This window comes from Streptomyces sp. CLV115, assembly GCF_038448545.1.
GTDB classification, from domain to species: Bacteria; Actinomycetota; Actinomycetes; order Streptomycetales; family Streptomycetaceae; genus Streptomyces; species Streptomyces sanglieri.
This window is the reverse complement of record NZ_JBCEWQ010000139.1, coordinates 1-22943: the sequence shown is the minus strand read 5'-3', so window position 1 is coordinate 22943 and position 22943 is coordinate 1. Positions and strand designations below refer to the sequence as shown.

At 71.5% G+C, this 22943-nt stretch carries 21 protein-coding genes; 13 read left to right on the top strand and 8 right to left on the bottom strand.

The window, feature by feature from the left end; all coding sequences use genetic code 11:
- Positions 1-764, top strand: a 764-nt coding sequence (locus AADR41_RS32970) for an electron transfer flavoprotein subunit alpha/FixB family protein (RefSeq protein ID WP_342285402.1), incomplete at its 5' end; no start/stop codon positions are given.
- A 174-nt stretch (positions 765-938) separates the two neighbouring features.
- Positions 939-2237 carry a DUF6986 family protein gene (locus AADR41_RS32965; RefSeq protein ID WP_342285401.1) on the top strand — a complete coding sequence of 433 codons (1299 nt, stop codon included), beginning with the start codon at positions 939-941 and terminating at the stop codon, positions 2235-2237.
- 199 nt (positions 2238-2436) lie between these two features.
- On the opposite strand, the gene AADR41_RS32960 is transcribed toward AADR41_RS32965, so the two are convergent.
- Entirely contained in the window at positions 2437-3465 is a 1029-nt protein-coding gene (locus AADR41_RS32960; RefSeq protein ID WP_342285400.1) for a LacI family DNA-binding transcriptional regulator, read from the bottom strand.
- 181 nt (positions 3466-3646) lie between these two features.
- Between AADR41_RS32960 and AADR41_RS32955 the strand changes: the two genes are divergently transcribed.
- Positions 3647-4603 (top strand): ROK family protein, encoded by a 957-nt coding sequence (locus AADR41_RS32955; RefSeq protein ID WP_342285399.1) that lies wholly within the window; start codon positions 3647-3649, stop codon positions 4601-4603.
- Between the two features lie 119 nt (positions 4604-4722).
- Here AADR41_RS32955 and AADR41_RS32950 read toward each other — a convergent pair whose 3' ends face one another.
- Positions 4723-6768: an NPCBM/NEW2 domain-containing protein gene (locus AADR41_RS32950; protein WP_342285398.1), complete on the bottom strand. Its 2046-nt coding sequence runs from the start codon at positions 6766-6768 to the stop codon at positions 4723-4725.
- Between the two features lie 267 nt (positions 6769-7035).
- Between AADR41_RS32950 and AADR41_RS32945 the strand changes: the two genes are divergently transcribed.
- The 3 genes from AADR41_RS32945 to AADR41_RS32935 are packed head-to-tail and all read left to right on the top strand — an operon-like array spanning position 7036 to position 10179.
- Complete coding sequence (locus tag AADR41_RS32945) at positions 7036-8325, top strand: ABC transporter substrate-binding protein (protein ID WP_342285397.1); 1290 nt, start codon at positions 7036-7038, stop codon at positions 8323-8325.
- Positions 8326-8371: 46 nt separating this feature from the next.
- A complete protein-coding gene (locus tag AADR41_RS32940) occupies positions 8372-9286 on the top strand; it encodes a carbohydrate ABC transporter permease (RefSeq protein WP_342285396.1) in 915 nt (304 codons plus the stop codon).
- Positions 9283-10179, top strand: a complete 897-nt coding sequence (locus AADR41_RS32935; RefSeq protein ID WP_342285395.1) for a carbohydrate ABC transporter permease — start codon at positions 9283-9285, stop codon at positions 10177-10179. The genes AADR41_RS32940 and AADR41_RS32935 overlap by 4 nt, the downstream gene beginning before the upstream one ends.
- Before the next feature lie 34 nt (positions 10180-10213).
- Here the strand turns inward: AADR41_RS32935 and AADR41_RS32930 are convergent, their stop codons facing one another.
- Positions 10214-10402, bottom strand: a complete 189-nt coding sequence (locus AADR41_RS32930) for an excalibur calcium-binding domain-containing protein (protein WP_342285394.1) — start codon at positions 10400-10402, stop codon at positions 10214-10216.
- Between the two features lie 19 nt (positions 10403-10421).
- On the opposite strand from AADR41_RS32930, the gene AADR41_RS32925 reads away from it, so the two are divergent.
- Both AADR41_RS32925 and AADR41_RS32920 read left to right on the top strand, forming a co-directional pair.
- On the top strand, positions 10422-10724 hold the full coding sequence (locus AADR41_RS32925) for a hypothetical protein (RefSeq protein ID WP_342285393.1): 303 nt from the start codon (positions 10422-10424) through the stop codon (positions 10722-10724).
- 279 nt (positions 10725-11003) lie between these two features.
- A complete protein-coding gene (locus AADR41_RS32920) occupies positions 11004-12041 on the top strand; it encodes an NUDIX hydrolase (RefSeq protein ID WP_342285392.1) in 1038 nt (345 codons plus the stop codon).
- Between the two features lie 327 nt (positions 12042-12368).
- Here AADR41_RS32920 and AADR41_RS32915 read toward each other — a convergent pair whose 3' ends face one another.
- Entirely contained in the window at positions 12369-13733 is a 1365-nt protein-coding gene (locus AADR41_RS32915) for a dipeptidase (protein ID WP_342285390.1), read from the bottom strand.
- Between the two features lie 183 nt (positions 13734-13916).
- On the opposite strand from AADR41_RS32915, the gene AADR41_RS32910 reads away from it, so the two are divergent.
- Entirely contained in the window at positions 13917-15131 is a 1215-nt protein-coding gene (locus AADR41_RS32910; protein ID WP_266918100.1) for a geranylgeranyl reductase family protein, read from the top strand.
- A gap of 37 nt (positions 15132-15168) precedes the next feature.
- Here AADR41_RS32910 and AADR41_RS32905 read toward each other — a convergent pair whose 3' ends face one another.
- On the bottom strand, positions 15169-15621 hold the full coding sequence (locus tag AADR41_RS32905; protein ID WP_342285387.1) for a nitroreductase family deazaflavin-dependent oxidoreductase: 453 nt from the start codon (positions 15619-15621) through the stop codon (positions 15169-15171).
- 128 nt (positions 15622-15749) lie between these two features.
- Here AADR41_RS32905 and AADR41_RS32900 point away from each other — a divergent pair, with 128 nt between their 5' ends.
- From AADR41_RS32900 to AADR41_RS32890, 3 genes are all read left to right on the top strand, one after another.
- Positions 15750-16457 carry a TetR/AcrR family transcriptional regulator gene (locus tag AADR41_RS32900; RefSeq protein ID WP_342285385.1) on the top strand — a complete coding sequence of 236 codons (708 nt, stop codon included), beginning with the start codon at positions 15750-15752 and terminating at the stop codon, positions 16455-16457.
- A 93-nt stretch (positions 16458-16550) separates the two neighbouring features.
- Positions 16551-17813: a sensor histidine kinase gene (locus AADR41_RS32895; RefSeq protein WP_342285383.1), complete on the top strand. Its 1263-nt coding sequence runs from the start codon at positions 16551-16553 to the stop codon at positions 17811-17813.
- On the top strand, positions 17810-18475 hold the full coding sequence (locus AADR41_RS32890) for a response regulator transcription factor (RefSeq protein WP_342285381.1): 666 nt from the start codon (positions 17810-17812) through the stop codon (positions 18473-18475). Before AADR41_RS32895 ends, AADR41_RS32890 begins: the two co-directional genes overlap by 4 nt.
- A gap of 100 nt (positions 18476-18575) precedes the next feature.
- On the opposite strand, the gene AADR41_RS32885 is transcribed toward AADR41_RS32890, so the two are convergent.
- Entirely contained in the window at positions 18576-20081 is a 1506-nt protein-coding gene (locus AADR41_RS32885; RefSeq protein WP_342285379.1) for an MFS transporter, read from the bottom strand.
- A gap of 87 nt (positions 20082-20168) precedes the next feature.
- On the opposite strand from AADR41_RS32885, the gene AADR41_RS32880 reads away from it, so the two are divergent.
- The gene (locus tag AADR41_RS32880) at positions 20169-20570 is read left to right on the top strand and encodes a MarR family winged helix-turn-helix transcriptional regulator (RefSeq protein ID WP_342285377.1); all 402 of its coding nucleotides are present in this window, start codon (positions 20169-20171) and stop codon (positions 20568-20570) included.
- Between the two features lie 48 nt (positions 20571-20618).
- On the opposite strand, the gene AADR41_RS32875 is transcribed toward AADR41_RS32880, so the two are convergent.
- The gene (locus AADR41_RS32875) at positions 20619-21374 is read right to left on the bottom strand and encodes a maleylpyruvate isomerase family mycothiol-dependent enzyme (RefSeq protein ID WP_342285376.1); all 756 of its coding nucleotides are present in this window, start codon (positions 21372-21374) and stop codon (positions 20619-20621) included.
- A 44-nt stretch (positions 21375-21418) separates the two neighbouring features.
- The gene (locus AADR41_RS32870) at positions 21419-22648 is read right to left on the bottom strand and encodes an MFS transporter (RefSeq protein ID WP_342285375.1); all 1230 of its coding nucleotides are present in this window, start codon (positions 22646-22648) and stop codon (positions 21419-21421) included.
- Between the last annotated feature and the right edge of the window lie 295 nt (positions 22649-22943).

The window sequence follows — 22943 nt, the reverse complement described above, 5'->3', positions numbered from 1 at the left end:
ATCTGGTCGTGCCGAAGGTGGATGCGTTGCAGGCGGCGTTCGAGGCGGTGTCGCCGGTGGCGGTGCTGGTGCCGTCGTCGGCGGAGGGCAAGGAGATCGCGGCGCGGCTCGCGGTGCGGATCGGTTCTGGTCTGATCACCGATGCGGTGGATCTGGAGGCCGGTGAGGAGGGTCCGGTGGCCACGCAGGCGGTGTTCGCGGCGTCGTTCACGACGCGGTCGCGGGTGTCGCGGGGTACGCCGGTGATCACGGTGAAGCCGAACTCGGCGCCGGTCGAGGCGGCCGGGGCGGCGGGTGCGGTGGAGACCCTGGCGGTGGCGTTCTCGGCGCAGGCGACGGGTACGAGGGTCGTTGCGCGTACGCCGCGGGAGTCGACGGGGCGTCCGGAGCTGACGGAGGCCGCGATCGTGGTCTCGGGCGGGCGTGGGGTCAACGGTGCGGAGAACTTCGCGTTGATCGAGGCGCTCGCGGACTCGCTGGGTGCGGCGGTGGGTGCGTCGCGGGCGGCGGTGGACGCGGGCTGGTATCCGCATTCCAGCCAGGTCGGGCAGACCGGCAAGTCGGTGTCGCCGCAGCTGTACATCGCGTCGGGGATCTCGGGTGCGATCCAGCACCGGGCCGGGATGCAGACCTCGAAGACGATCGTCGCGATCAACAAGGACGCCGAGGCCCCGATCTTCGACCTCGTCGACTACGGCGTCGTCGGCGACCTCTTCCAGGTCGTTCCCCAGCTCACCGACGAGGTCAAGTCCCGCAAGGGCTGACCCGCGACCACTTCCTCCCTTTCCCGACGGTCCGGGGCCGTACGGTGCACACGCACCGCACGGCCCCGGACCGTTTCCGATCACCATTGACGCAGGTCCGACGGCCTTATAGCTTCACTATACGGATTGTTGATTCCGGGAAGCGGAAACAGAGCGACTGTGGAGGGTGTGGAAATGGGTCAGCAGGAGAAGGTGGCAACGAGCCTCGCCGGTGCGGTCAGCGAGGAGATCAGCGCCTCCCTCACCGCGGTGGACGCCGAGCTCGCACGCCGCTACCCGGGTGACCCGGGCACGCGCCAGCCGGTCCACACGGTCTACGTACCCGGCGACACGTTCGACGAGGGCACCATCCGCTCCTGGGGCGACCAGGCCCTGAACGCCCTCGACGAGCACGCTCCCGACGCAGCCTCGTTCGCCGCGGTCCTCGGCATCCCGGACGAGCTCGCCGGGCCGGTCCACGACCGGATGCGCGCCAAGCTGGAGCGCGAGCCGGTCGAGGACCTGCGCATCGACTTCGAGGACGGCTACGGCGCCCGGCCCGACGCGGAGGAGGACGAGGCCGCCGCCCGCGCCGCCCGGCTGGTCTCGCAGGCCTTCGCGAACGGCACCGCGGCCCCCTGCATGGGCATCCGGATGAAGTGCATGGAGGCCGCCGTACGTGACCGGGGCATCCGCACCACGGACATCTTCCTCACCGGCCTGATGCAGGCCGGCGGCCTGCCCGACGGACTGGTCCTCACGCTGCCCAAGGTGACGTACCCGGAGCAGGTCACCGCCTTCGTCCGGCTGCTCGAAGCGTTCGAGGAGGCGCACGGGCTGCCCGCCGGGCGGCTCGGCTTCGAGATCCAGATCGAGACGAGCCAGTCCATCCTCGCCGCCGACGGCACCGCCGCCGTCGCCCGCATGATCGACGCGGCGCGGGGCCGGGCCACCGGCCTGCACTACGGCACCTTCGACTACAGCGCCTGCGTCGGCGTCAGCGCCGCCTACCAGGCGAGCGACCATCCGGCCGCCGACCACGCCAAGGCAGTCATGCAGGTCGCCGCCGCCGGCACCGGCGTACGGGTCTCGGACGGCTCCACCAACGTCCTCCCGATCGGCCCCACGTCCCAGGTCCACGAGGCCTGGCGGCTCCACTACGGCCTCACCCGCCGTGCCCTGGCCCGCGCCTACTACCAGGGCTGGGACATGCACCCGGGCCACCTGCCGACCCGGTACGCAGCCGTCTACACCTTCTACCGCGAGGGCCTGGAACAGGCCGCCGCCCGCCTCGCCGCGTACGTGGCCAAGGCCGGCGGCGACGTCATGGACGAGCCCGCCACCGCCAAGGCCCTCAGCGGCTACCTGCTGCGCGGCATCGACTGCGGGGCCCTGGACACCGCCGAGGTCGCCCGGCTGACCGGGCTGACGCGGGACGACCTGGACGCGTTCGCCTCGCCCCGGCGCGGGGGACTGACGGTCACGGCACCGTAGGGCGCGGGCCCCGCGGCCCGTGCGTCACCCCTGGAGGAAGGCTCGGCGCCCCCTGATGCAGCCGCGGTCGTCGAGCCACGGGGAAGTGCCCGGCACCCGGCTGGACGACCGGTTCGGCCGCGAGGAACACCTCCGCGACCGCGGCCAGGATGTCCCGGGCCGCGTCAGGAGCCGCCCCGGGGCCGTCGGCCCGCCCCGTTCAGGCGGGCGGCAGTTCGCCGGAGCCGCGGGGGACGAGGTACGTCGGCAGCTCCACCCGCGCCGGGGCGTGGTCCGCGCCGTCCAGGCGGCGGAAGAGGTGCTCGGCCGCCGTGCGGCCCACGGCCGCGGCGTCCTGGGAGATGACGGTGATGCCGAGGAGGTCGGCGAGTTCGATGTCGTCGAAGCCGACCAGGGCGATCCGGCGGTCCTGCTCCGCCAGTACGCGCACGACGGTGACCGTCACCCGGTTGTTGCCGGCGAAGAGGGCCGTGACCGGCTCCGGGCCCGCGAGCATCGCCTCGGCGGCGGCCCTGACCCGCGCGGGCACGGTGGAGCCCAGCGAGACCCAGAAATCCTCCACGGTGATCCCGGCGTCCGACATCGCCGCGTGATACCCGCGCAGGCGCTCCGTCGCGGTGTGGATGCGCGGCTGGTCACCGATGAAGCCGATCCGGCGGTGACCGTGCGCGATCAGATGGGCGACGCCCTCGCGGGCGCCGCCGTAGCTGTCGGAGAGCACCATGTCGGCGTCGATCCGGCCCGCCGGGCGGTCCACGAAGACGGTGGCGACGCCCGCCTTTATCTCCGGCTCCAGATAGCGGTGGTCGTCGCCGGCGGGGATCACGATCAGCCCGTCCACCCGGCGCGCGCACAGCGCCAGCACCAGCTCCTGCTCGCGCTCCGGGTCCTCGGCGCTCGACCCGTTGATGAGCAGGGCGCCGTGTGCGCGGGCGACCTCCTCAACGGCCCGGCTCAGCGGCCCGTAGAACGGGTCCGCGAGATCCTCCAGGACCAGGCCGATCGAGGCGGTGCGGCCCTTGCGCAGGACGCGCGCGCTGTCGTTGCGCCGGAAGCCGAGCGCCTCGATCGCCTCCTGGACCCGGCGCTCGGTGTCGGGCGTGACCCCCGGCTCACTGTTCACCACGCGCGAGACCGTCTTGAGCCCCACTCCGGCGCGGGCGGCCACGTCCTTCATGGTCGGCCGGTTGCCGTACCGGGTCTCGGAGTGACGGGCGGTCTCGGCCACGGTGCGCTGTCCTGTCCTCGGGGGCGGGAGGGTCCGGCGGATCCGTGGACGGTGTCACGGGGCGGCCGGAGGCTGTGCCGACGAGCATAGGCCCTGGACAACGTTGTCAGCTGAATGGAGACTGAGCAGACTGTTTTCCTGAAGCCGCAGGTCCCCGCCCTCTACTCACGGAGCCACACCGATGCATACCGACCTCGTCGCCGCGCTGGACATCGGCGGTACCAAGATCGCCGCCGCGTTGGTGGACGGCGACGGCTCGCTCCTCGTACGGGCGCAGCGGCCGACGCCCGCCCGCGAGGGCGCCGAGTCGGTGATGGGGGCGGTGACGGAGGTCCTCGCCGAGCTGTCCGGCTCTCCGCTGTGGGGGCGGGCGACGGCGGTCGGCATCGGCAGCGCGGGCCCGGTGGACGCCTCGGCCGGTACGGTCAGCCCGGTCAACGTCCCCGGCTGGCGGGACTTCCCGCTGGTGGAAAGGGTCGGCAAGGCGGTCGGCGGGCTGCCCGTCGAGCTGGTCGGCGACGGGGTCGCGATGACGGCCGCCGAGCACTGGCTGGGCGCCGCCCGCGGCTACGACAACGCGCTCTGCATGGTGGTGTCGACCGGTGTCGGCGGCGGGCTCGTCCTCGGCGGCAGGCTGCACCCAGGTCCGACGGGCAACGCCGGGCACATCGGCCATGTCTGTGTGGACCTGGACGGCGACCCCTGCCCGTGCGGTTCGCGCGGCTGTGTCGAGCGCATCGCCAGCGGCCCGAACATCGCCCGCCGGGCGCTGGAGGCGGGCTGGCGGCCCGGGCCGGAGGGCGATGCCTCGGCCGCCGCAGTGGCCGCCTCGGCGCGCGCCGGGGACCGGATCGCCCTCGCCTCGTTCGAACGCGCCGCTCAGGCGCTGGCCGCCGGGATCGCCGCCACCGCCACGCTCGTCGAGATCGACATCGCGGTGATCGGCGGGGGAGTGGCCGGTGCGGGCGACGTCCTGTTCACGCCGCTGCGCCGGGCCCTGCGCCAGTACGCCACGCTCTCCTTCATCCGGCAGATCGAGGTGGCCCCGGCGGTGATGGGCACCGACGCGGGACTGGTCGGCGCGGCCGCCGCGGCGGCGCGGGTGGGGCCGGGCGGAGTGGCGGCGGTGCAGGGCTGACCGGGCCGGCCCCGCACGGCCACCACCGGCGGTGCGGGGCCGGCCGGGCACAGCCGGCGCATCGCGCCGGACGGGTTCCCTGGGCAGCAGCCCGGGAACCCGTCACCGAGCCCTCTGCGTCAGCAGGTGATCCGCAGGTCCGCCCAGTCCGCGTGGTCGGAGTCGACGCCGTCCCCGCCGTCGGTGACCACCAGGCGTACCACCTGCGCACCGCTCACGTCCGCGCCGACCGCCCGGGCGGGCATCGCGTTGGTCAGTACGCCGGTCGACGCCACCTTCGTGCCGTCGGCCCAGACCTCGAAGGCCACCGTCCCCTTCGCGCCCTTCTCGTCGTCGACACCGACCTGTGCCGTCACGGTCTCGCACGCCCCGCCGGTGTAGAACTCGACGGCGCTGTCGGCGTGCACGCCGAGGCCCTTGGCGTAGACCGTGCCGCCGATCGTCAGCGGATTCCCGTCCCCCGCGCCGCTCTCACCGTTGCTGGTGTCCTTCTCGACCGGGCCCCAGCCGTTGGCCGCCGAGAGCTGCGGCAGATCGCTCATGAAGCCGCCGCCCGCCGGTGGCGCGACCACCACATGGGCCCGGAGCGGGACCGTGGAACTCACCCGTGTCCCGGCCGGCGAGCGGTACCGGACGGTGAAGTCCAGGTCGTACGCACCGGTGGCCTTGGCGGGGGCCGTCACCTGCCAGCGGGTGGTCAGCGACCGGCCGGTCGGCAGGGCCGGCGAACCGGTCGGCGACACCGCCTTCAGCTGCCAGCCCGAGGGGCCGGTGAGCAGCGCCGAGACCTTCCTGGCAGGGGTGCGGCCCAGACCGGTGACCTTCGTGGTCAGCGTGGCGGTGCGTCCCGCCTCGATCAACGGGCTTGACTCCAGGCCGAGTTCCACGGCGGGCGGCTGCGCGGACCACTTGCCGTCGGCGGCGACCCGCAGCAGCACCGTCCCGTGCGCGGGGACGGTCGCCGCCAGGGTGCCCGCCGTGTTGTACGACTTGTGTTCCCACAGGTCGCGCATCGTGTACCCGTCGGCCTTCGGCAGCCCGACCTCCTCTGCCGTCGTCGCGATGCGCTGGGCGCTGCCGGTCTCGTTGAACAGGGCGACGGCGCGGCTGCCGTCCCCCATCTCCTTGGCGACCACCCAGCGCCCGTCGGTGGAGGAGAGCACGGTGCCCTGCTTGCCCAGCGGGTCCTGATCGACCGCGATGACCTCGTCGTTGGAGAGGATCTCGAAGGTCTCCGCGCTCGCCTTGCGCAGGTCGGAGCCGATGAGCAGCGGTGCCGCCATCACGGACCACATGGAGAAGTGGGTGCGGTACTCCGTGTCCGTCATACCGCCGTTGCCGACCTCCAGCATGTCGGGGTCGTTCCAGTGCCCCGGCCCGGCCGCGGCCGCGAGGGGCAGGTTCTTCTTCATGATCGACAGCATGCTGCCCCAGCTGTCGTTGATGTCGCCGGTCGTGCGCCAGAGGTTGCCGAGCTCGCCGGCCCACTCCCAGGGCTTGTTCTCGCCCCATTCGCAGATGCTGTAGACGATCGGCCTGCCGGTCGCCGCCAGCGCGTCCCGCATCGTCGTATAGCGCTCCTTCGCGTCGACGCCCTGGTTGTTGCAGTTGTCGTACTTCAGATAGTCGATGCCCCAGTCCGCGAACTGCCGTGCGTCGCTGAACTCATGGCCCAGTGCGCCCGGGAGGCCCACGCTGTCGCAGGTCTTGGTGCCGGCACTGGTGTAGATGCCGATTTTGAGGCCCTTGGAGTGGACATAGTCCGCGACGGCCTTGATCCCGTTCGGGAAGCGTTGCGGATCGGCCTCCAGTTTGCCGTCCGCATTGCGCTGCGGTTTCGCCCAGCAGTCGTCGAGATTGACGTACCTGTAGCCCGCGTCCTTGAGGCCCTTGTCGACGAAGATGTCGGCGATTCCCTTGACCATCGACTCGTCGAACTCGGCCCGGCAGTGCGTCGAGTTCCAATTGTTGAACCCCATCGGCGGGGTGAGCGCAAGGCCGTTTCCGGACTGCGGGTTCGCGGCGGGAACGGATGCCGGCGCGGGTGCGGGCGAGTGCGCGGCGGCGGGAACGGTCGTCCCCGCGGCGCACAACAGCCCGGCCATCAGGGCTCCGACGACTCCACGACGGCCGGCTCGGGTTGTACGGGTTGGAAGATGACGCATCGTTACGTTCCTCCATACTCGTCCATGATCGGATGACAGCATGTGCACGCCAAAGCGTGCGATTACGTTAAGGCGTGTTGAAGTCTGTTGGAAGAGGGGTGGCGGCGGTTGTCCGACATCTCGTCAAAACCCTTGACGGCACCATGACTTGGGGGTGAGATCCAATCGCACGTTCGGTTGTGTTGGGTTGCATCTCCGGAGGAGTGGGGCATGACGCAGTCTGATTACGACAGGTCTGGTGTGCCGGGAAGTGTCGCGGGACATCGGATGTCCCGGCGAAGTCTGCTGCGCGGTGCGGCCGTCGGCGCCGGAGCGGTGGCGCTCCCCGCGCTGCTCACCGCCTGCGGGAGCGGCCCCGGCGGCGACGGGAAGACGATCACTCTGGGGTCCAATTCCTCCGACCCGGTTCCGAAGAAGGCCTTCGCCGACGCCTTCGCCGCGTACGAGGCGCAGTCGGGCGGGCGGAAGGTGAAGGTCAACACCGTCGACCACAACACCTTTCAGGAGAACATCAACCGGTATCTGCAGGGCAAGCCCGACGACGTCTTCATGTGGTTCGCCGGCAACCGGATGCAATTCTTCGCGGAAAAGGGACTGCTGCACGACATCAGCGACAACTGGCAGGGCTACAAAGGCTTCTCGGCCGCGCTGAGGGCCCAGTCCACCGGAGCGGACGGCAAGCAGTACCTCACCCCGTACTACTACTATCCGTGGGCCGTCTTCCACCGTAAGAGCCTGTTCGCCGACCGCGGCTATCAGGCACCGAAGACGCTCGACGAATACGTGGCGCTCGCCGAGCAGATGAAGAAGGACAAGCTCGACCCCATCGCATTCTGCGACAAGGACGGCTGGCCCGCGATGGGCACCTTCGACTACATCGACATGCGGACCAACGGCTACGAATTCCACAAGAGCCTGATGGCGGGCGAGGTGGCCTGGACCGACAAGCGGGTCAGGGAGGTGTTCGACACCTGGCGGCGGCTCCTGCCGTACTGCCAGCAGGGGGCCAACGGCCGTACCTGGCAGGAGGCCGCCAACAGCCTTCAGAAGAAGGAGGCCGGCATGGCCGTCTTCGGGCTGCCGCACCCCGGCGCCCAGTTCCCCAAGGGCGAACAGGGCGACATCGACTTCTTCCCCTTCCCCGTGATCGACCCGGAGCACGGGCAGGACGCGGTCGAGGCCCCCATCGACGGCTTCCTGCTGGCCAAGAAGTCGAAGAACCTCAAGAACGACAAGAGCCTGGAGAGCGCCAAGGACCTGCTCAAGTGGCTGGCCACCGGGAAGGCCGAGGACATCTACCTGAAGAGCGACCCGAACAACATCGCGGTCAGCGACCAGGCCGACATCTCCGCGTACTCACCGCTCCAGAAGAAGGCCGTGGAGCTGGTCTCCGGGGCGAAGCAGATCTCCCAGTTCCTGGACCGGGACACCAGGCCCGACTTCTCCTCCACGGTCATGATCCCGGCGATCCAGAAGTTCATCAGCGACCCGGACGACGTGGACGGCCTGGTCAACGACATCGAGCGGCAGAAGAAGACCATCTTCGCCGCCGACTGACCCCGGACGACCCGATGGCAATCCGACCGAACCTGGAGTACCGACCGTGTCGTTCATCCCGGCCCGGCGCACCGGACGGCGGGTCTCGCGGCGGTTCACCGGCCGCGACCTCGCCGTACTCGGTGTGCTGCTCGGCATACCCGTACTGCTCGACATCGCCATCGTCTGGGGACCGACCCTCGCCTCCGTGGCGCTCTCCTTCACCGGCTGGGACGGCATCGGTGAGATCAAGTGGGTCGGTACCCGGAACTACGAGAACCTCTTCACCAACTACCCGCAGTTCTGGCCGGCGGCCCGGCACAATCTGCTCTGGCTCGCCTTCCTCGGCCTGGTCGCCACCCCCTTCGGACTGCTGCTGGCCGTACTGATCGACCGGGGAGTGCGCTTCAGCCGCTTCTACCAGTCGACGCTGTACATGCCCGTCGTGCTGTCGCTGGCCGTGGTCGGATTCATCGCCCAGCTGGTCTTCTCCCGCGACCAGGGCGCCCTCAACGCGGTCATCGGCGACACGGCTTCACCGACGGACTGGCTGGGCGACCCGGACCTCAACATCTGGATGGTCCTGCTCGCCGCCGCCTGGCGGCACACCGGCTATGTGATGATCCTCTACCTCGCCGGGCTGAAGGCCGTCGACCCCTCGCTGAAGGAGGCCGCGGCGATCGACGGGGCGGGCGAGGCCCAGACCTTCTTCTGCGTCGTCCTGCCCACCCTGCGTCCGGTCAACGTCATCGTCGGCGTCATCACCGTCATCGAGTCCCTGCGCGCGTTCGACATCGTGTACGCGGTCAACCACGGCCGCAACGGACTCGAACTGCTCTCGGTGCTCGTCACCGACAACATCATCGGCGAGGCCGGCCGGATCGGCTTCGGCTCCGCCATCGCCGTCGTCCTGCTGGCCGTCTCCCTGGGATTCGTCGTGACCTACCTGGTCCAGGAGCTCCGAGGGGAGAAAGACCGTTGACCGTGCAAGACGCCCCCGCCCGCCGCACCGCCCGGCGCCGGACCCGCCCCGGCCGGATCGGCGTCCACGCCTTCCTGATGGCGGTCTCCCTCGCCTTCCTCGCCCCGCTGCTGCTCGCGGTGTACGCGTCGCTGCGGCCGTACGACGAGACCGCCGAGCACGGCTACTTCTCGCTGCCGCGCCACCTCTCCCTGGACTACTACCGCCAGGCGTTCTCCGACTCCGGCATGACGAAGTACTTCGTCAACACCATGATCATCGCGGTCCCGGGGGTGCTCGTCACCCTCTTCCTCGCCTCGTTCGTGGCCTTCGCGCTGGCCCGCCTGAAGATACGCGGCGGGCTCGTCCTGCTGATGCTCTTCACCGCCGGGAACCTGCTGCCGCAGCAGGTCATCGTGACGCCCCTGTACGTGGTGTTCAACCGGATCCCGCTGGCCTACTGGATGTCCGACTCGATGACGATGTACGACTCGTACTGGGCCGTCGTCGCCGTCCAGGTCGGATTCCAGCTCGGCTTCTGCGTCTTCGTCCTGGCCAACTTCATGCGCACCCTTCCACAGGAGATCCTGGAGGCGGCCGTCGTCGACGGCGCGGGCGTCTGGACCCGGTACTGGCGGATCACCCTGCCGCTGTGCCGGCCGGCCCTGGCCGCGCTCGGCACGCTCCAGTTCACCTGGATGTACAACGACTTCCTCTGGGCGCTGGTCTTCATCTCCGACGGCGACAAACTCCCCATCACCTCGGCGCTGAACAACCTCAGGGGCCAGTTTTTTACCGACTACAACCTGCTCGCGGCCGGCTCGGTGATCGTCGCCCTGCCCACGATCGTGGTCTTCCTGCTGCTCCAGCGCCACTTCATCGCGGGCCTCACCCTCGGGTCCAGCAAGGGGTAGCCGCCGGACCGGGGAGCGGGACTGCTCCGGGCGGCTATTCGCAGGCCACCCCGTCCCCGTCCCGGTCGAGGTGGCGACCGTAGCCGGGCTCGCCCGCGTGGATGGGCGCGGCGCCGGCAGAGCGCACGGCGGTGCAGTTGGCGTAGTACGTGCCGGCGCCGCCCCCGCCCGAACCGGATCCGCCGGAGGAGCCGTCGTCCTCGGCCGGGGGAGGGACGGTCACCCTGACGGTGCGGGTCTTCGTGACGGTCGGCGCCGGCTCCGGTCTCGCGGTCACCGTCTCGGTCACCGCCGGCGCCGGGGCGGCCGTCACCGTGGCCGTCGCGGTCACCGTCGCGGACGGCGCGGCCTTCGCGGCCGCGGTCTTCTGCGTCGCGGCGGGGCCCTCCGCGGCCCCGATGCCCACGCCCACGAGGAACAGGACGGCGGCGGCCGGGATCACCGTCCGCTTCCGCGCCCACTTCGGACGGCGCTCCGGCGGCTCGGGCGGTCCGTACGGCGTGCTGCCGGGCGGCGGTGGCGGCGGTCCCCAAGGCGGTTGCTGACTTTGAGACATATGTCCCCCCTGGTGCGGCTCATGGAGAGATGACCGTAACGGTCCCCGCGAATGCCCAGGATTCGAATATTCCGGTGGTGATGAAATCGTGATGGTGCGGTGGAAGGGATGTGGCCGTCCGGCGGTCGTCCGGAGATCGCGGCAGCTCGCGGTGGCGTCGGCGGCGTACGGCGGCCGGTTCCGTCCGGGAAGCAGGCATCGCCACAACCGGGTTTTCGCGGCAGGGTGTTGCGGGCAAGCCACAGGGGGCTACGGAAGAGGGGGAACCGTGATCGTTTGGCTCAACGGCGCGTTCGGCGTGGGCAAGACGAGCGCCGCGCGTGAACTGATCGATCTGATCCCGAACAGCACCTTCTACGACCCCGAACTGATCGGCGCGGGGCTGCGGCAGCTGCTGCCCCAGAAGAGACTCGCCGAGGTGACGGATTTCCAGGATCTGCCGATGTGGCGGCGTCTGGTGGTGGACACCGCGGCGGCCCTGCTCGCCGAGGTGCCCGGTGTGCTGGTGGTGCCGATGACTCTGCTGAGGCAGGAGTACCGCGATGAGATCTTCGGAGGGCTGGCCTCCCGGCGCATCGCGGTGCGCCATGTCCTGCTCTCGTCCGAGGAAACGATCCTGCGCAAACGGATCGCCGACCGGGTGGAGTATCCCGCCGACCCGGCGCACAGCGACCGGGTACGGCAGTGGGCCCGCCAGCACATCGAGCCGTACCGTGCGGCCCTCGGCTGGCTCACCCAGGACGCCTACGCCATCGACACCGGCGCGCTCACCCCGTACGGCACGGCCGAGCGCATCGCCGAGGCGGTCGGCAGCGGCGCCGCCACCCCGTGCGAGATCGTGCAGACGCCCGAGCCGACGGCGGAGACCGTGGCGGCCGGTGTCCTGCTCTTCGACGAGCACGACAGGGTGCTGCTCGTCGACCCGACGTACAAGCCCGGCTGGGAATTCCCCGGCGGAGTCGTCGAGTCCGGCGAGGCACCGGCCCAGGCCGGCATCCGTGAGGTGGCCGAGGAGATAGGGATCCGTCTCGACCGGGTGCCGAAGCTCCTCGTCGTCGACTGGGAGGCACCCAGGCCGCCCGGCTACGGCGGCCTGCGGCTGCTCTTCGACGGCGGCCTGCTGACCGGCGCGGACGCGCAGCGGCTGCTGCTGCCCGGCTCCGAACTGCGTGGCTGGCGGTTCGTCACCGAGGCGGAAGCGGCCACCCTGTTGCCTCCGACCCGGTACGAACGCCTTCGCTGGGCGCTGCGCGCCCGGGAGCGGTCGGCCGTGCTCAATCTGGAGGCGGGCGTCCCGGTCGGCTGAGGCGCGCGTCGGCACGGCGGCGTCCGCTGCGAGCGCCCGTGTCCGGAGCATCCTCTGCCCGGAGCAGCCCGTGCCCGGCTCCAGCGCGGCCGGCCGCCGGAAGGAGTCCACGGTCTGCGCCCGGTCGAGCGGGACGGGATCAGCGGCGGCCTCGTCGCCCCGATCACCGAGGCGCCCAGGTCGGGGCGAGGGTCTCGGCGCCGTGCCGGTCGGCGAACTCCCGCGCCGCGCCGGGGTGGTCGCAGTGCCCATGGGCGATCACGATGCGGCCCGGTCCGGGCCCGGACCGCTTTCTCGATCGGGGCCCGGAGGGCGGGTGGCAGGTGGTCAGGCCTGCTTGGACTCCGCGTAGTTGCGCAGGAACAGGGCCTCGGCGATCGACAGCCGCTCCAGTTCCTGGGGCGACACGCTCTCGTTCACCGCGTGGATCTGCGCCTCCGGCTCGCTCAGGCCGATCAGCAGGATCTCGGCCTCCGGGTACAGGGCCGCGAGGGTGTTGCAGAGGGGGATCGAGCCACCCATGCCTGACGTCTGCATCTTCTCGCCCGGGTACGCGGCCTCCATGGCCTGCGCCATCGACGTGTACGCCGGGCTGGAGGTGTCCGCGCGGAACGGCTGGCCCTGGCCGACCTGTTCCACCGCGACCCGGGCGCCCCACGGGGCGTGCGCCTTCAGGTGGGCGGTCAGCAGCGCGGTCGCCTCGGCGGCGTCCTGGCCCGGCGGGACCCGCAGGCTGATCTGCGCCCGCGCGCTCGCCTGGAGCGACGGCGTCGCGCCGACCACCGGCGGGCAGTCGATACCGATGACGGTGACCGCGGGCCGGGCCCAGATGCGATCGGCGACCGTGCCCGAGCCGATCAGCCCGACACCGTCGAGGACCTTCGCGTCCTTGCGGAACTCGGCCTCCGGGTACTGCAGTCCGTCCCACTCGGTGTCCGTGGCGAGCCCGTCGACGGTCGTGGTGCCGTCCTCGGCGCGCAGCGACGCCAGCAGCTGGATCAGCGCGGCCAGCGCGTCGGGGGCGGCGCCGCCGAACTGCCCTGAGTGCAGGTTGCCTTCGAGGGTGTCCACCTGGACCCGCAGCATCGTCATGCCGCGCAGCGTCGCGGTGACCGTCGGCAGACCGAGCCGGAAGTTGCCGGTGTCGCCGATGACGACGGTGTCGGCGGCCAGCAGTTCGGGGTGCGCCTCCGCGTACCGCTCCAGACCGCCGGTGCCCTGCTCCTCGGAACCCTCGGCGATCACCTTCACGGAGACCGGGACGCCGCCGTCGGCCTTGAGGGCGCGCAGGGCGAGCAGGTGCATGATGAACCCGCCCTTGCAGTCGGCCGAGCCGCGGCCGTACCAGCGGCCGTCCCGCTCCGTCAGCTCGAACGGGGGCGAGAGCCAGGCGGACTCGTCGAGCGGCGGCTGCACGTCGTAGTGCGCGTAGAGCAGTACGGTCGGGGCGCCGGCCGGGCCGGGCAGGAAGCCGTAGACCGACCGGGTACCGTCGGGGGTGTCGAGCAGGGCGACATCCTGGAAGTCCTCGGCGCGCAGCGCGTCGGCGACCCAGTCGGCCGCCGCCTCGCACTCGCTCTTCGGGAACTGCGCGGGATCCGCCACCGACTGGAAGGCCACCAACTCGGCCAGCTCCGCCTTGGCGCGGGGCATCAGCGAGGCAATGGTCTCGGAAATCGGACGGGCGGTCATGGGCACGCTCCTCGTGGGTGCGACGTTATGTGTACGAATCCGGCCACATGCGCACCGAGTGTGCGGTGCCGCATGCGGGACGAACGTACGGTCGATCCTCCCACAGCGGGGGCCGGGAGCAAGGCGCCGTAGGATGCCGTGAGCAGCATGGGCCACTGGTGGGATCGGGAGCAGAAGCACATCGTGAGCAGCGAGAACGCAGACGCCGTACAGGAGCACGAAGAGTCGTCCGTGTGGGATGTCGTCGTAGTGGGCGGCGGACCGGCCGGAGCCTCGGCGGCATACGCGGCGGCGGTCGCCGGCCGGCGGGTGCTGCTCCTTGAGAAGGCGGAGCTTCCCCGGTACAAGACATGTGGCGGCGGCATCATCGGGTTTTCGCGTGATTCGCTGCCGCCCGGGTTCGAACTTCCGTTGCGGGACCGGATCCACGCGGTCACGTTCTCGCTCAACGGCAGGCTGGCACGGACCCGCCGCTCCAAGCGGATGCTCTTCGGGCTCATCAACCGCCCGGAGTTCGACGCGGGTCTGGTCGAGGAGGCGCAGAAGGCGGGCGCCGAACTGCGCACCGGCGCGACGGTGACGAGGGTCGAGCAGCACGGCGCCTCGGTGCCCGACCGGCGCACGGTCGCCGTGGTGCTCTCGGGCGGCGAGACGGTCCTGGCCCGCGCGGTCGTCGGTGCCGACGGCAGCGCGGGGCGCATAGGGGCTCATGTCGGGGTGAAGCTCGACCAGGTGGACCTCGGCCTGGAGGCCGAGATCCCGGTTCCGGCCACGGTCGCGGAGGACTGGGCGGGGCGGGTGCTGATCGACTGGGGCCCGATGCCCGGCAGTTACGGCTGGGTCTTCCCCAAGGGCGATGTCCTGACCGTCGGCGTGATCTCGGCGCGGGGCGACGGCGCCGGAACCAAGCGGTATCTGGAGGACTTCGTCGCCCGGCTCGGCCTGGCGGGTTTCGAGCCGAAGATCTCCTCCGGCCATCTGACGCGCTGCCGCAGTGACGACTCGCCGCTGTCGCGTGGGCGGGTGCTGGTGTGCGGTGACGCGGCGGGCCTGCTGGAGCCGTGGACCCGCGAGGGGATCTCCTTCGCGCTGCGGTCGGGGCGGCTGGCCGGTGAGTGGGCGGTCCGGATCGCGGAGTCGCACGACGCGGTGGACGCCCGCCGCCAGGCGCTGAACTACGCGTTCGCCATCAAGGCGGGCCTGGGCGTCGAGATGGGTGTCGGGCGGCGCATGCTGAAGCTGTTCGAGCGCAGGCCGGGGGTGCTGCACGCGGTGCTGACGGGATTCCGCCCGGCGTGGAACGCGTTCGCCGGGATCACCCGTGGCACGACCTCGCTCGGCGAACTGGTCCGTACGCACCCGCTGGCGCAGCGGGCGCTCAACGCGATGGACCGCTAGAGGTTCTTGCCCGACCGCCGTCTGCCGGGCCGCCCGGTCAGCTCTCCACGGAGATGCGGAAGACCGGGTGGTCCGGGCAGGCGGCCAGCAGTTCGGCGTCCGAGGACTCCGCGGTGACGCCCTGGAAGTAGTCGTTGACCTGCCAGCCCCACCGCTTCAGGTAGGTGCGGATGACCAGCGACTTCTGCTCGTCGTCCGGGATCTCCACGGCGGTGAACTCGCGGACCTTGCGGCCCACTCGCAGCTCGCCGCCGCCCGCCGCCCGCATGTTGCGCACCCACTGGGAGTGGCCGCGGGCGGAGACGAGGTACTGCGTGCCCTCGTGCGTGTGGGGGTTCACGGGCACCCGCTGCATCTGCCCGCTCTTGCGTCCGCGCACCGACATCTCGGCCGAGCCGAACATGCTGAGGCCGTGACGGGCGAGGCGGCCGACGATGCCGTTCATCCGGACGTTGAGGGCGCTGCCGCGGAGGTAGTACGGCTGAGACATGGTGACTCCACAAGGTTTTGAGAGCGGTGCTCTCGCTTGAGATCAGTGTGCACGGTTCGGGTGCTCAAAAGCAAGAGCACTGCTCTCGATATTGGTCGGTGCTCTGCTTCCGTGGCAGACTGCTGGCTATGAGCACTGTCCGGGGAGCCAGGGAACGGGCCCGTATCGAGGTCACCGCCGCCATCAAGGACGAGGCGAGGAAACAACTCGTGGCCGAGGGGGCCGCGAAGCTGTCGCTGCGCGCCGTCGCCCGGGAGCTCGGCATGGCGTCCTCCGCCGTCTACCGCTACTTCCCCAGCCGGGACGAGCTGCTCACCGCTCTGATCGTCGACGCGTACGACTCCCTGGGCGAGGACGCCGAGGCCGCCCACCGGGCCGCTGCGGCCGGGACCGCCGGCCACCTCGCCCGCTGGATCGCCGTCACCCGCGCCGTCCGCGACTGGGCCCTCGCCCACCCCCACGAGTACGCCCTGATCTACGGCTCGCCGGTGCCCGGCTACAGCGCGCCGCAGGCGACGATCGGCCCCGCCTCCCGCGTCGGCCTCGTCCTGATCGCCGTGGTCGCGGACGCCCATCGGACGGACGGCCTCGCCCTGCCGCCGCTCGCCGACGACCTGCGCGCGGAGGCCGCGCGGATGGTCGCCGAATTCGCCCCGGACCTCCCGCCCGAGGCCGCGCCCCCGCTGATCGCCGCCTGGGCGCAGCTGTTCGGGCTGATCTCCTTCGAGATCTTCGGCCAGTTCCACCGGGTGGTGGAGGTCCGGGAGGCCTTCTTCCGGGAGGCGGTCACCGAGATGGCCCGCACGGTCGGCCTGCCCGCCGGCGAGAACGGCTGAGGCTCTCCCGTACGACGTACTCCCCAGGGAGTACGGGTGATGACCACGCCCGGCTGACGCCCGGGGCGGGGCCCGCGGTCTAGCGTGACCGGCATGGAAGCGCAGCGCTCACACGGAAGCGGCGGCGGTCCCCCCTGGGGGCACGGCGAGCCGCCGCGGTGGCTGACCGGGGCGCCGGGACGGTTCGCCACCCGGCTGCCCTGGCCGTCGACGATCCTGATCGGCGCCGTCGTCATGATCGGCTCCACCGTCGCGGCCCGGGGACAGATGGACGAGCGGGCCCCGCTCGACCTGTTCGCGCGGCTGCTGCTCTTCCTGGCCGTCGCCGTGCTCCTGGTCCGTCACCGGCACCCCGTGGTGGCCGTCTTCGGCAGCTCGACCGCGGCGATGATCTATCTGGCGGCCGGCTATCCGTACGGGCCCGTCTTCCTGGCCGTCGCCGTGGGCTGCTTCAGCGCCGTCGTCTCGGGGCACCGGCGGGCCGCCTGGTCGGCCGTGGGCATGGTGTGGCTGGGACACGTCCTGGTGGCGCACTGGCTCTACCGGTGGCTGCCGCCCTCCGACGACCACGCCGCGGCCTGGGGGCAGGAACTGGGCATCGCCGCCTGGGTGGTCGCCATCATCGCGGCTGCCGAGTTCGTGCGCGTACGCCGTGAGCAGTGGGCGGACCGGCGGGCGGAGCGGGAGGCCGCGGAGCAGCGCCGGGCCGACGAGGAGAGACTGCGGATGGCGCGCGAACTCCATGACGTACTGGCCCACAGCATTTCCGTCATCAACGTCCAGTCGAGTGTGGGGCTGGCGCTGCTGGATTCCGACCCCGAGCAGGCGCGTGCGGCGCTGACCACCATCAAGGCAGCCAGCAAGGAGGCACTGGGCGAGGTCCGCCAGGTCCTCGACACCCTGCGCACCCCCGGCGACGCGCCGAGGGCCCCGGCCCCGGGGCTCGGCCGGCTCCCCGAGCTGGTCGAGCAGGCGGCGCGCACCGGACTGACCGTCACCGTCGAGACCGAGGGCGAACGGCCGGCCGTGCCGCCCGGCGCGGATCTTGCCGCCTTCCGCATCGTGCAGGAGGCGCTGACCAATGTGGTCCGGCACTCCGGATCGCGTACCGCACGGGTCCGGATCGGCTACCGGCCCGGCCGCATCCTGCTCGGAATCGACGACGAAGGACCCGCCACCGACGGCGACGCCGGAGGCAGCGGCAACGGGCTGGCGGGGATGCGGGAGCGGGCCGCCGCGCTGGGTGGCACGATCGAGGCCGGCCCCCGGCCCGACGGCGGCTTCCGGGTGCGCGCCGAGCTTCCGCTGCCGTCCGGCTCGTCCGGCACGGCGGCACACGAGGAGGAGACACCGTGATCCGCGTACTGCTCGCCGACGACCAGTCGCTGGTCCGGGCGGGCTTCCGGGCCCTGCTGGACGCCCAGCCCGACATCGAGGTGGCCGGGGAGGCCGCCGACGGCGCGGAGGCCGTGCGCCTGGTGGGTGAACTGCGGCCCGACGTCGTGCTGATGGACATCCGGATGCCGCATCTCGACGGCCTCGCCGCGACCCGCGCCATCACCGGGGACGCCCGGCTGGACGGCGTCAGGGTGGTCATGCTCACCACCTTCGAGCTCGACGAGTACGTCTTCGAGGCCATTCGCTCCGGGGCCTCCGGCTTCTTGGTCAAGGACACCGAACCCGATGAACTGCTGCGCGCCGTAAGGGCGGTGGTGGGCGGTGACGCCCTGCTGTCGCCGGGGGTCACCCGGCGCCTGATCGCCGAGTTCGCGGCCCGCTCCAAGGAGCCCGCGGCGGCGACCGGGCTGGGTGAGCTGACCGAACGGGAGCGGGAGGTGATGGCGCTCGTCGGCATAGGTCTCTCCAACGAGGAGATCGCGCGGCGCCTCGTCGTCAGTCCGCTCACCGCCAAGACCCACGTCAGCCGCACCATGGTGAAGCTGGGCGCCCGTGACCGCGCCCAACTCGTCGTGCTGGCATACGAGTCGGGGCTGGTACGGCCGGGCTGGCTCGGCTGATCCGGAAGTCCGCGGAGCCCGTGGCGGCGTACGGGTGCGGTGTCCGGGCGTCGGGGGAGCGACCCCGGCCGGACACCGCACCGTCCCCCTCGCCCGGTGGTCAGTCCCGCACGGACACCTTCCGCGCGGTCGTCGTCGGCGCGGCCTGCGCCGAGTGGTCCGTCGCGGACGATGCGACCAGCACGGTGCGCTGAACGGGCCGGCGGCGCCGCAGTCCGGTGAGCGTGATCAGCAGTCCGGCGAACGCGACCACGGTCACCACGACCAGGCCGGGCCGGTAGCTGTCCAGGACCGCCTGACGCGATCCGTCGCCGCTGCCGTGCGCGGTGATCACCGCGGTCACGACCGCCAGGAAGATCGCCCCGCCGACCTGGATCGAGGTGTTCAGCAGGCCCGAGACCATGCCCTGCTCGTCGTCGTCCACGCCGTTGGTGGCCTGGATGTTGAGCGAGGGGAAGGTCAGCGCGCAGGCCGCGCCGAGCAGCAGCATGGACGGCAGGATCACCACGGCGTACGAAGGCGTGAGGGTGATCCGCAGGAAGAGCGCGTAGCCGACGACGAGGGACGTGAACCCGGCCGCGATGACGCGCGGTGTCCCGAACCGGTCCACCACATCACCGATCTTCGTGGAGGACAGGGCGACCAGTACCCCCGCGGGCAGGAAGGCCAGCGCGGTCTCCAGCGCGGACCAGCCGAGCAGCGACTGCATGTACTGGGTGACCAGGAACTGGAAGCCCACATAGCTGCCGAAGAACGCCGCGGCCCCCAGCTGCGCCCTGACCTGGCTCCCGGAGCGCAGCACTCCGAGGCGGATCAGCGGGTTCGCGGTGCGCCGCTCGATGGTGACGAAGACGGTGAGCAGTACGGCGACGGCGAGGAACGACAGCAGCGTGCGGGCGGAGGTCCAGCCGGCCTCCGGCGCCTGCACGACCGTGAACACCAGCAGCAGCATGGCGCCCGTGCCGGTGACGGCGCCCGGCAGGTCGTAGCCGCGGTGGGTGTCCTCGCGGTCGCTGTGCGGGATCAGCCTGAGGCCGGCGATCAGGGCGATCAGGGCGATCGGGGCGGGCAGCAGCATCGTCCACCGCCAGGACAGCTGGGTGAGCAGGCCGGAGAGGACCAGGCCCATGGAGAAACCGGTGGCCGCGCAGGTGGTGTAGATGGACAGGGCGCGATTGCGCTGCGGGCCCTCCTTGAACGTGGTGGTGATGATCGAGAGCCCGGCGGGCGCGGTGAACGCCGCGCTCAGTCCCTTGATGAAGCGGCTGGCGATCAGCAGCGGTCCGGAGTCGACGAATCCGCCGAGCAGCGAGGCGAGGGCGAAGACACCGAGCGCGATGAGGAAGACCCGGCGCCGGCCCAGCAGATCGGCCGCCCGGCCGCCGAGGAGCAGCAGCCCGCCGTAGCCGAGGATGTAGCCGCTGACGATCCACTGGAGGGTCGAGGTGGTGAGCCCGAGATCGTCGGCGATGGACGGCAGCGCGACGCCGACCATGGAGACGTCGAGGGCGTCCAGGAACATCGCGGCGCAGAGCACGAGGAGCGTGCCCCACAGGCGCGGGCTCCAACGCGCATGGGAATCGGGGACGTTGAGCGGAGTGGTCATGCGGAGCACAGTACATGCACGTGCATTGAATGCAAGTGCATTTAATGTCGGTGCAACAATCGGTGTCATTTCTGCTAACGTGCGCTCATGGCAGCGAACAAGTCCGAGCGGGTGCTCGTCGACGAGTGGCGGGACATCCTCGCGCTGCACGCCAGGACGCTCTGTGAGCTCGACCGCGAGCTGCACCGGCACGGTCTCGGCGCCAGCGACTTCGAGGTGCTCGACGTGCTGGCGGAGAGCGCGTCCGAGGGCGGCGGCTGCGCCTATCGCGTACAGGAGCTTGCCTCCAGGGTCCATCTCAGCCAGAGCGCGCTGTCCCGTCTGGTGGCGCGACTGGAGAAGGACGACCTGGTGCGCCGGGGAATGTGCAGTGAGGACCGGCGGGGCGTCCAGGTGGAGCTGACGGCGAAGGGCCGGGCGCGCCATGCCGAGGTGAAGCCGCTGCAGAGGTCGGTGCTCGCCCGGATGCTCGACGGGGCGGCGGAGTGAGCGCGGCGCGGGTCGCCGTCCTGCCCCGGTGACTCCCGGTCCCGGTGGTCAGGACCAGGTGACCGCGGAATTCTCGCGCCAGATCCTGGCGGGTTCCGCATCGCCCGTCACCGTGATCGCGGCGAGCGGCAGCCGGTTCCAGAGCGTCAGGTAGAGCTCCTCGGCCGATGCGGTCAACTCGCAGTCCACGGGCCCCTCTTCGGGCGCCCCGTCCGTCCTCGCGGTCCGTGGCGGATCCGGCGAGAGGTGTACGGTCCAGCAGGCGTCCACGTCCGTGGCGCGCACCCGGAGGGAGCGCGGTGCCGAGGTGCGCACCCGGCTCTCCGGCCGGGCGTGGAACCCGCACAGCAGCTCGTCGATCCCGTCCACCGCGTGATCGGCCGGGACCGGTGACGGCCGGCCGCCCCGGGCTGACTCCGCGTCCACCCGGTGGATCGTGGTCTCGTGCGCCTGCCGCCGGGCCCAGAAGGCCAGGGGTGACGGCGCGGGCAGGAAGCTCCAGCACGCCAGCCCGGCCGGTGCGTCGTTCAGAGCGTCCACCAGGAGGCCGTGGCCCTCGCGGAACCAGTCGATCAGCAACGGCCCGTCCAGATCGGGCTCCCCGCCGCCGGGGTGGTACGAGGTGTGGCCCTCGACGACGAGCGTGGTCACCCAGCGGTGCACCATCCCGGTGTGCCGCAGCAGATCGCGCACCCGCCACCGCGGACACGTCGGCACCGGGGCGTCCGTCCCCGCCTCGTGCGCGGCGGCCGCCAGCAACCGGCCCTCGGCGGCCAGGGACCTGATGTGTTCCGTGCTCTCCATGGCTCCGATTGTGCCCGGCGGGACGAGCCTTCGGGCCCGGATGTTCAGGCCACCGGCGGATGGGTCGCGTTGCGTGCTCCGTACCCCAGCGCGGCGGCCGCGGTGGCCAGCAGTGCCACGGTGGTGAGGGCCACCGGGAGCGAGAACCAGTCGGTCAGGAAGCCGATCGCGGGCGGCCCGAGCAGCATCCCGCCGTAGCCGAGCGTCGAGGCGGCGGCCACCCCGCCGGGCCCGGCCAGCTCACCGGCACGGCCGACCGCGACCGGAAAGATGTTGGCCAGGCCGAGACCGGTGACGGCGAAGCCGAGGAGGGCCGGCCAGATGGTGGGGGCGAGCGAGCCGAGCAGCATCCCGACCGCGGCCGTCGCACCGCCCACGACGAGGGTGCGGGTCTGGCCGAGCCGTTCGAGCAGCGCCGTACCGCTGAGCCGGCCCGCCGTCATGGCCAGCGCGAACAGGGAGTAGCCGGCCGCCGCGACGCCGGGGTGGGCATGCAGGTCCTGCTCCAGGTGGAGTGCGCCCCAGTCGGCCAGTGCGCCTTCGCCGTAGGCGGTGCAGAGCGCGATCAGGCCGAACAGGAGCACCAGCCGACGGGCCCTTCCGCTGAGCCGTCGCGGCGCCTCGGCGGCACCGGTCCCGGCCTCCACCGGGGGCCGGGGCGCCGGGTGACGCAGCAGCACCGGCCCCACCACCGCTGTGACCAGGAGCCCGACCCCGGTGAGGATCAGGAGATGGGTGGCGGGGGAGAGGCCGCCCGCGACCAGTCCGCCGAGCCCGGCGCCGATCATGCCGCCGAGGCTGAAGGCGGCATGGAAGCCCGGCATCACCGGGCGCCCGAGCGCGGCGACCAGATCGACCGCGGCACTGTTCACCGCCACGTTCATCCCGCCGTACGCGGCGCCGAAGACCAGCAGTACCAGGCCCAGCGCGAGCGCCGAACGGGTCTGCGCGGGCAGGGCGATGGAGAGGGAGAGCAGGACGCCGCAGACCACGGTCACCGGATGGCTGCCGAAGCGTCGGCACAGCCGGCCGGTGAGCATCATGGTCACCACGGCACCGGCGGAGACTCCGAGCAGGGCCAGGCCCAGGGTGGCGGCGGACGCACCGGTCTGGTGCTTGATGGCCGGGATACGGACCACCCAGCCGGCGAAGAGGAAGCCGTCGAGGGCGAAGAACACGGTCAGGGCGGTACGGAGACGGGCCGACGAAGGTGCGGCGGTGTTTCCGCGCGGTCCCCCCGGTAGGGCCGTCCGCAGTTTGTTTAGTTGCGGCACAAACTCAGCATAGGGGCGCCGGGACAACGGGCGCAAGGCGGTCGTGCGCCCCTTCGGCGAAGCGGTGAGCAGCCCGTCCCGCACCGCCTCGGCGAAGCGGTGGGCGACCCGTCCTGCGCCGCTTCGCCGAAGCGGTGGGCGACCCGTCCTGCGCCGCTTCGGCGAAGCCTTCTCGCTGGATCCGGCCCGGACCGGACGTGCGGCTTCCGGCGCGTTTCCGTCAAGTCCCGCCGTACGTCGGCCGGGTGTGGCCCGCGATGCCGGGTGGGTGCCGGGCGCCGGGGGAGTGCGGGGC

Excerpts from the sequence above, each read along its gene's own strand:
- AADR41_RS32880 (WP_342285377.1), top strand. The coding sequence starts at position 20,169 with ATGGCAGCGAACAAGTCCGAGCGGGTGCTCGTCGACGAGTGGCGGGAC.
- AADR41_RS32905 (WP_342285387.1), bottom strand. The coding sequence starts at position 15,621 with ATGTCTCAGCCGTACTACCTCCGCGGCAGCGCCCTCAACGTCCGGATG.
- AADR41_RS32895 (WP_342285383.1), top strand. The coding sequence starts at position 16,551 with ATGGAAGCGCAGCGCTCACACGGAAGCGGCGGCGGTCCCCCCTGGGGG.
- AADR41_RS32875 (WP_342285376.1), bottom strand. The coding sequence starts at position 21,374 with ATGGAGAGCACGGAACACATCAGGTCCCTGGCCGCCGAGGGCCGGTTG.
- AADR41_RS32915 (WP_342285390.1), bottom strand. The coding sequence starts at position 13,733 with ATGACCGCCCGTCCGATTTCCGAGACCATTGCCTCGCTGATGCCCCGC.
- AADR41_RS32965 (WP_342285401.1), top strand. The coding sequence starts at position 939 with ATGGGTCAGCAGGAGAAGGTGGCAACGAGCCTCGCCGGTGCGGTCAGC.
- AADR41_RS32945 (WP_342285397.1), top strand. The coding sequence starts at position 7,036 with ATGTCCCGGCGAAGTCTGCTGCGCGGTGCGGCCGTCGGCGCCGGAGCG.
- AADR41_RS32950 (WP_342285398.1), bottom strand. The coding sequence starts at position 6,768 with ATGCGTCATCTTCCAACCCGTACAACCCGAGCCGGCCGTCGTGGAGTC.
- AADR41_RS32885 (WP_342285379.1), bottom strand. The coding sequence starts at position 20,081 with ATGACCACTCCGCTCAACGTCCCCGATTCCCATGCGCGTTGGAGCCCG.
- AADR41_RS32900 (WP_342285385.1), top strand. The coding sequence starts at position 15,750 with ATGAGCACTGTCCGGGGAGCCAGGGAACGGGCCCGTATCGAGGTCACC.
- AADR41_RS32955 (WP_342285399.1), top strand. The coding sequence starts at position 3,647 with ATGCATACCGACCTCGTCGCCGCGCTGGACATCGGCGGTACCAAGATC.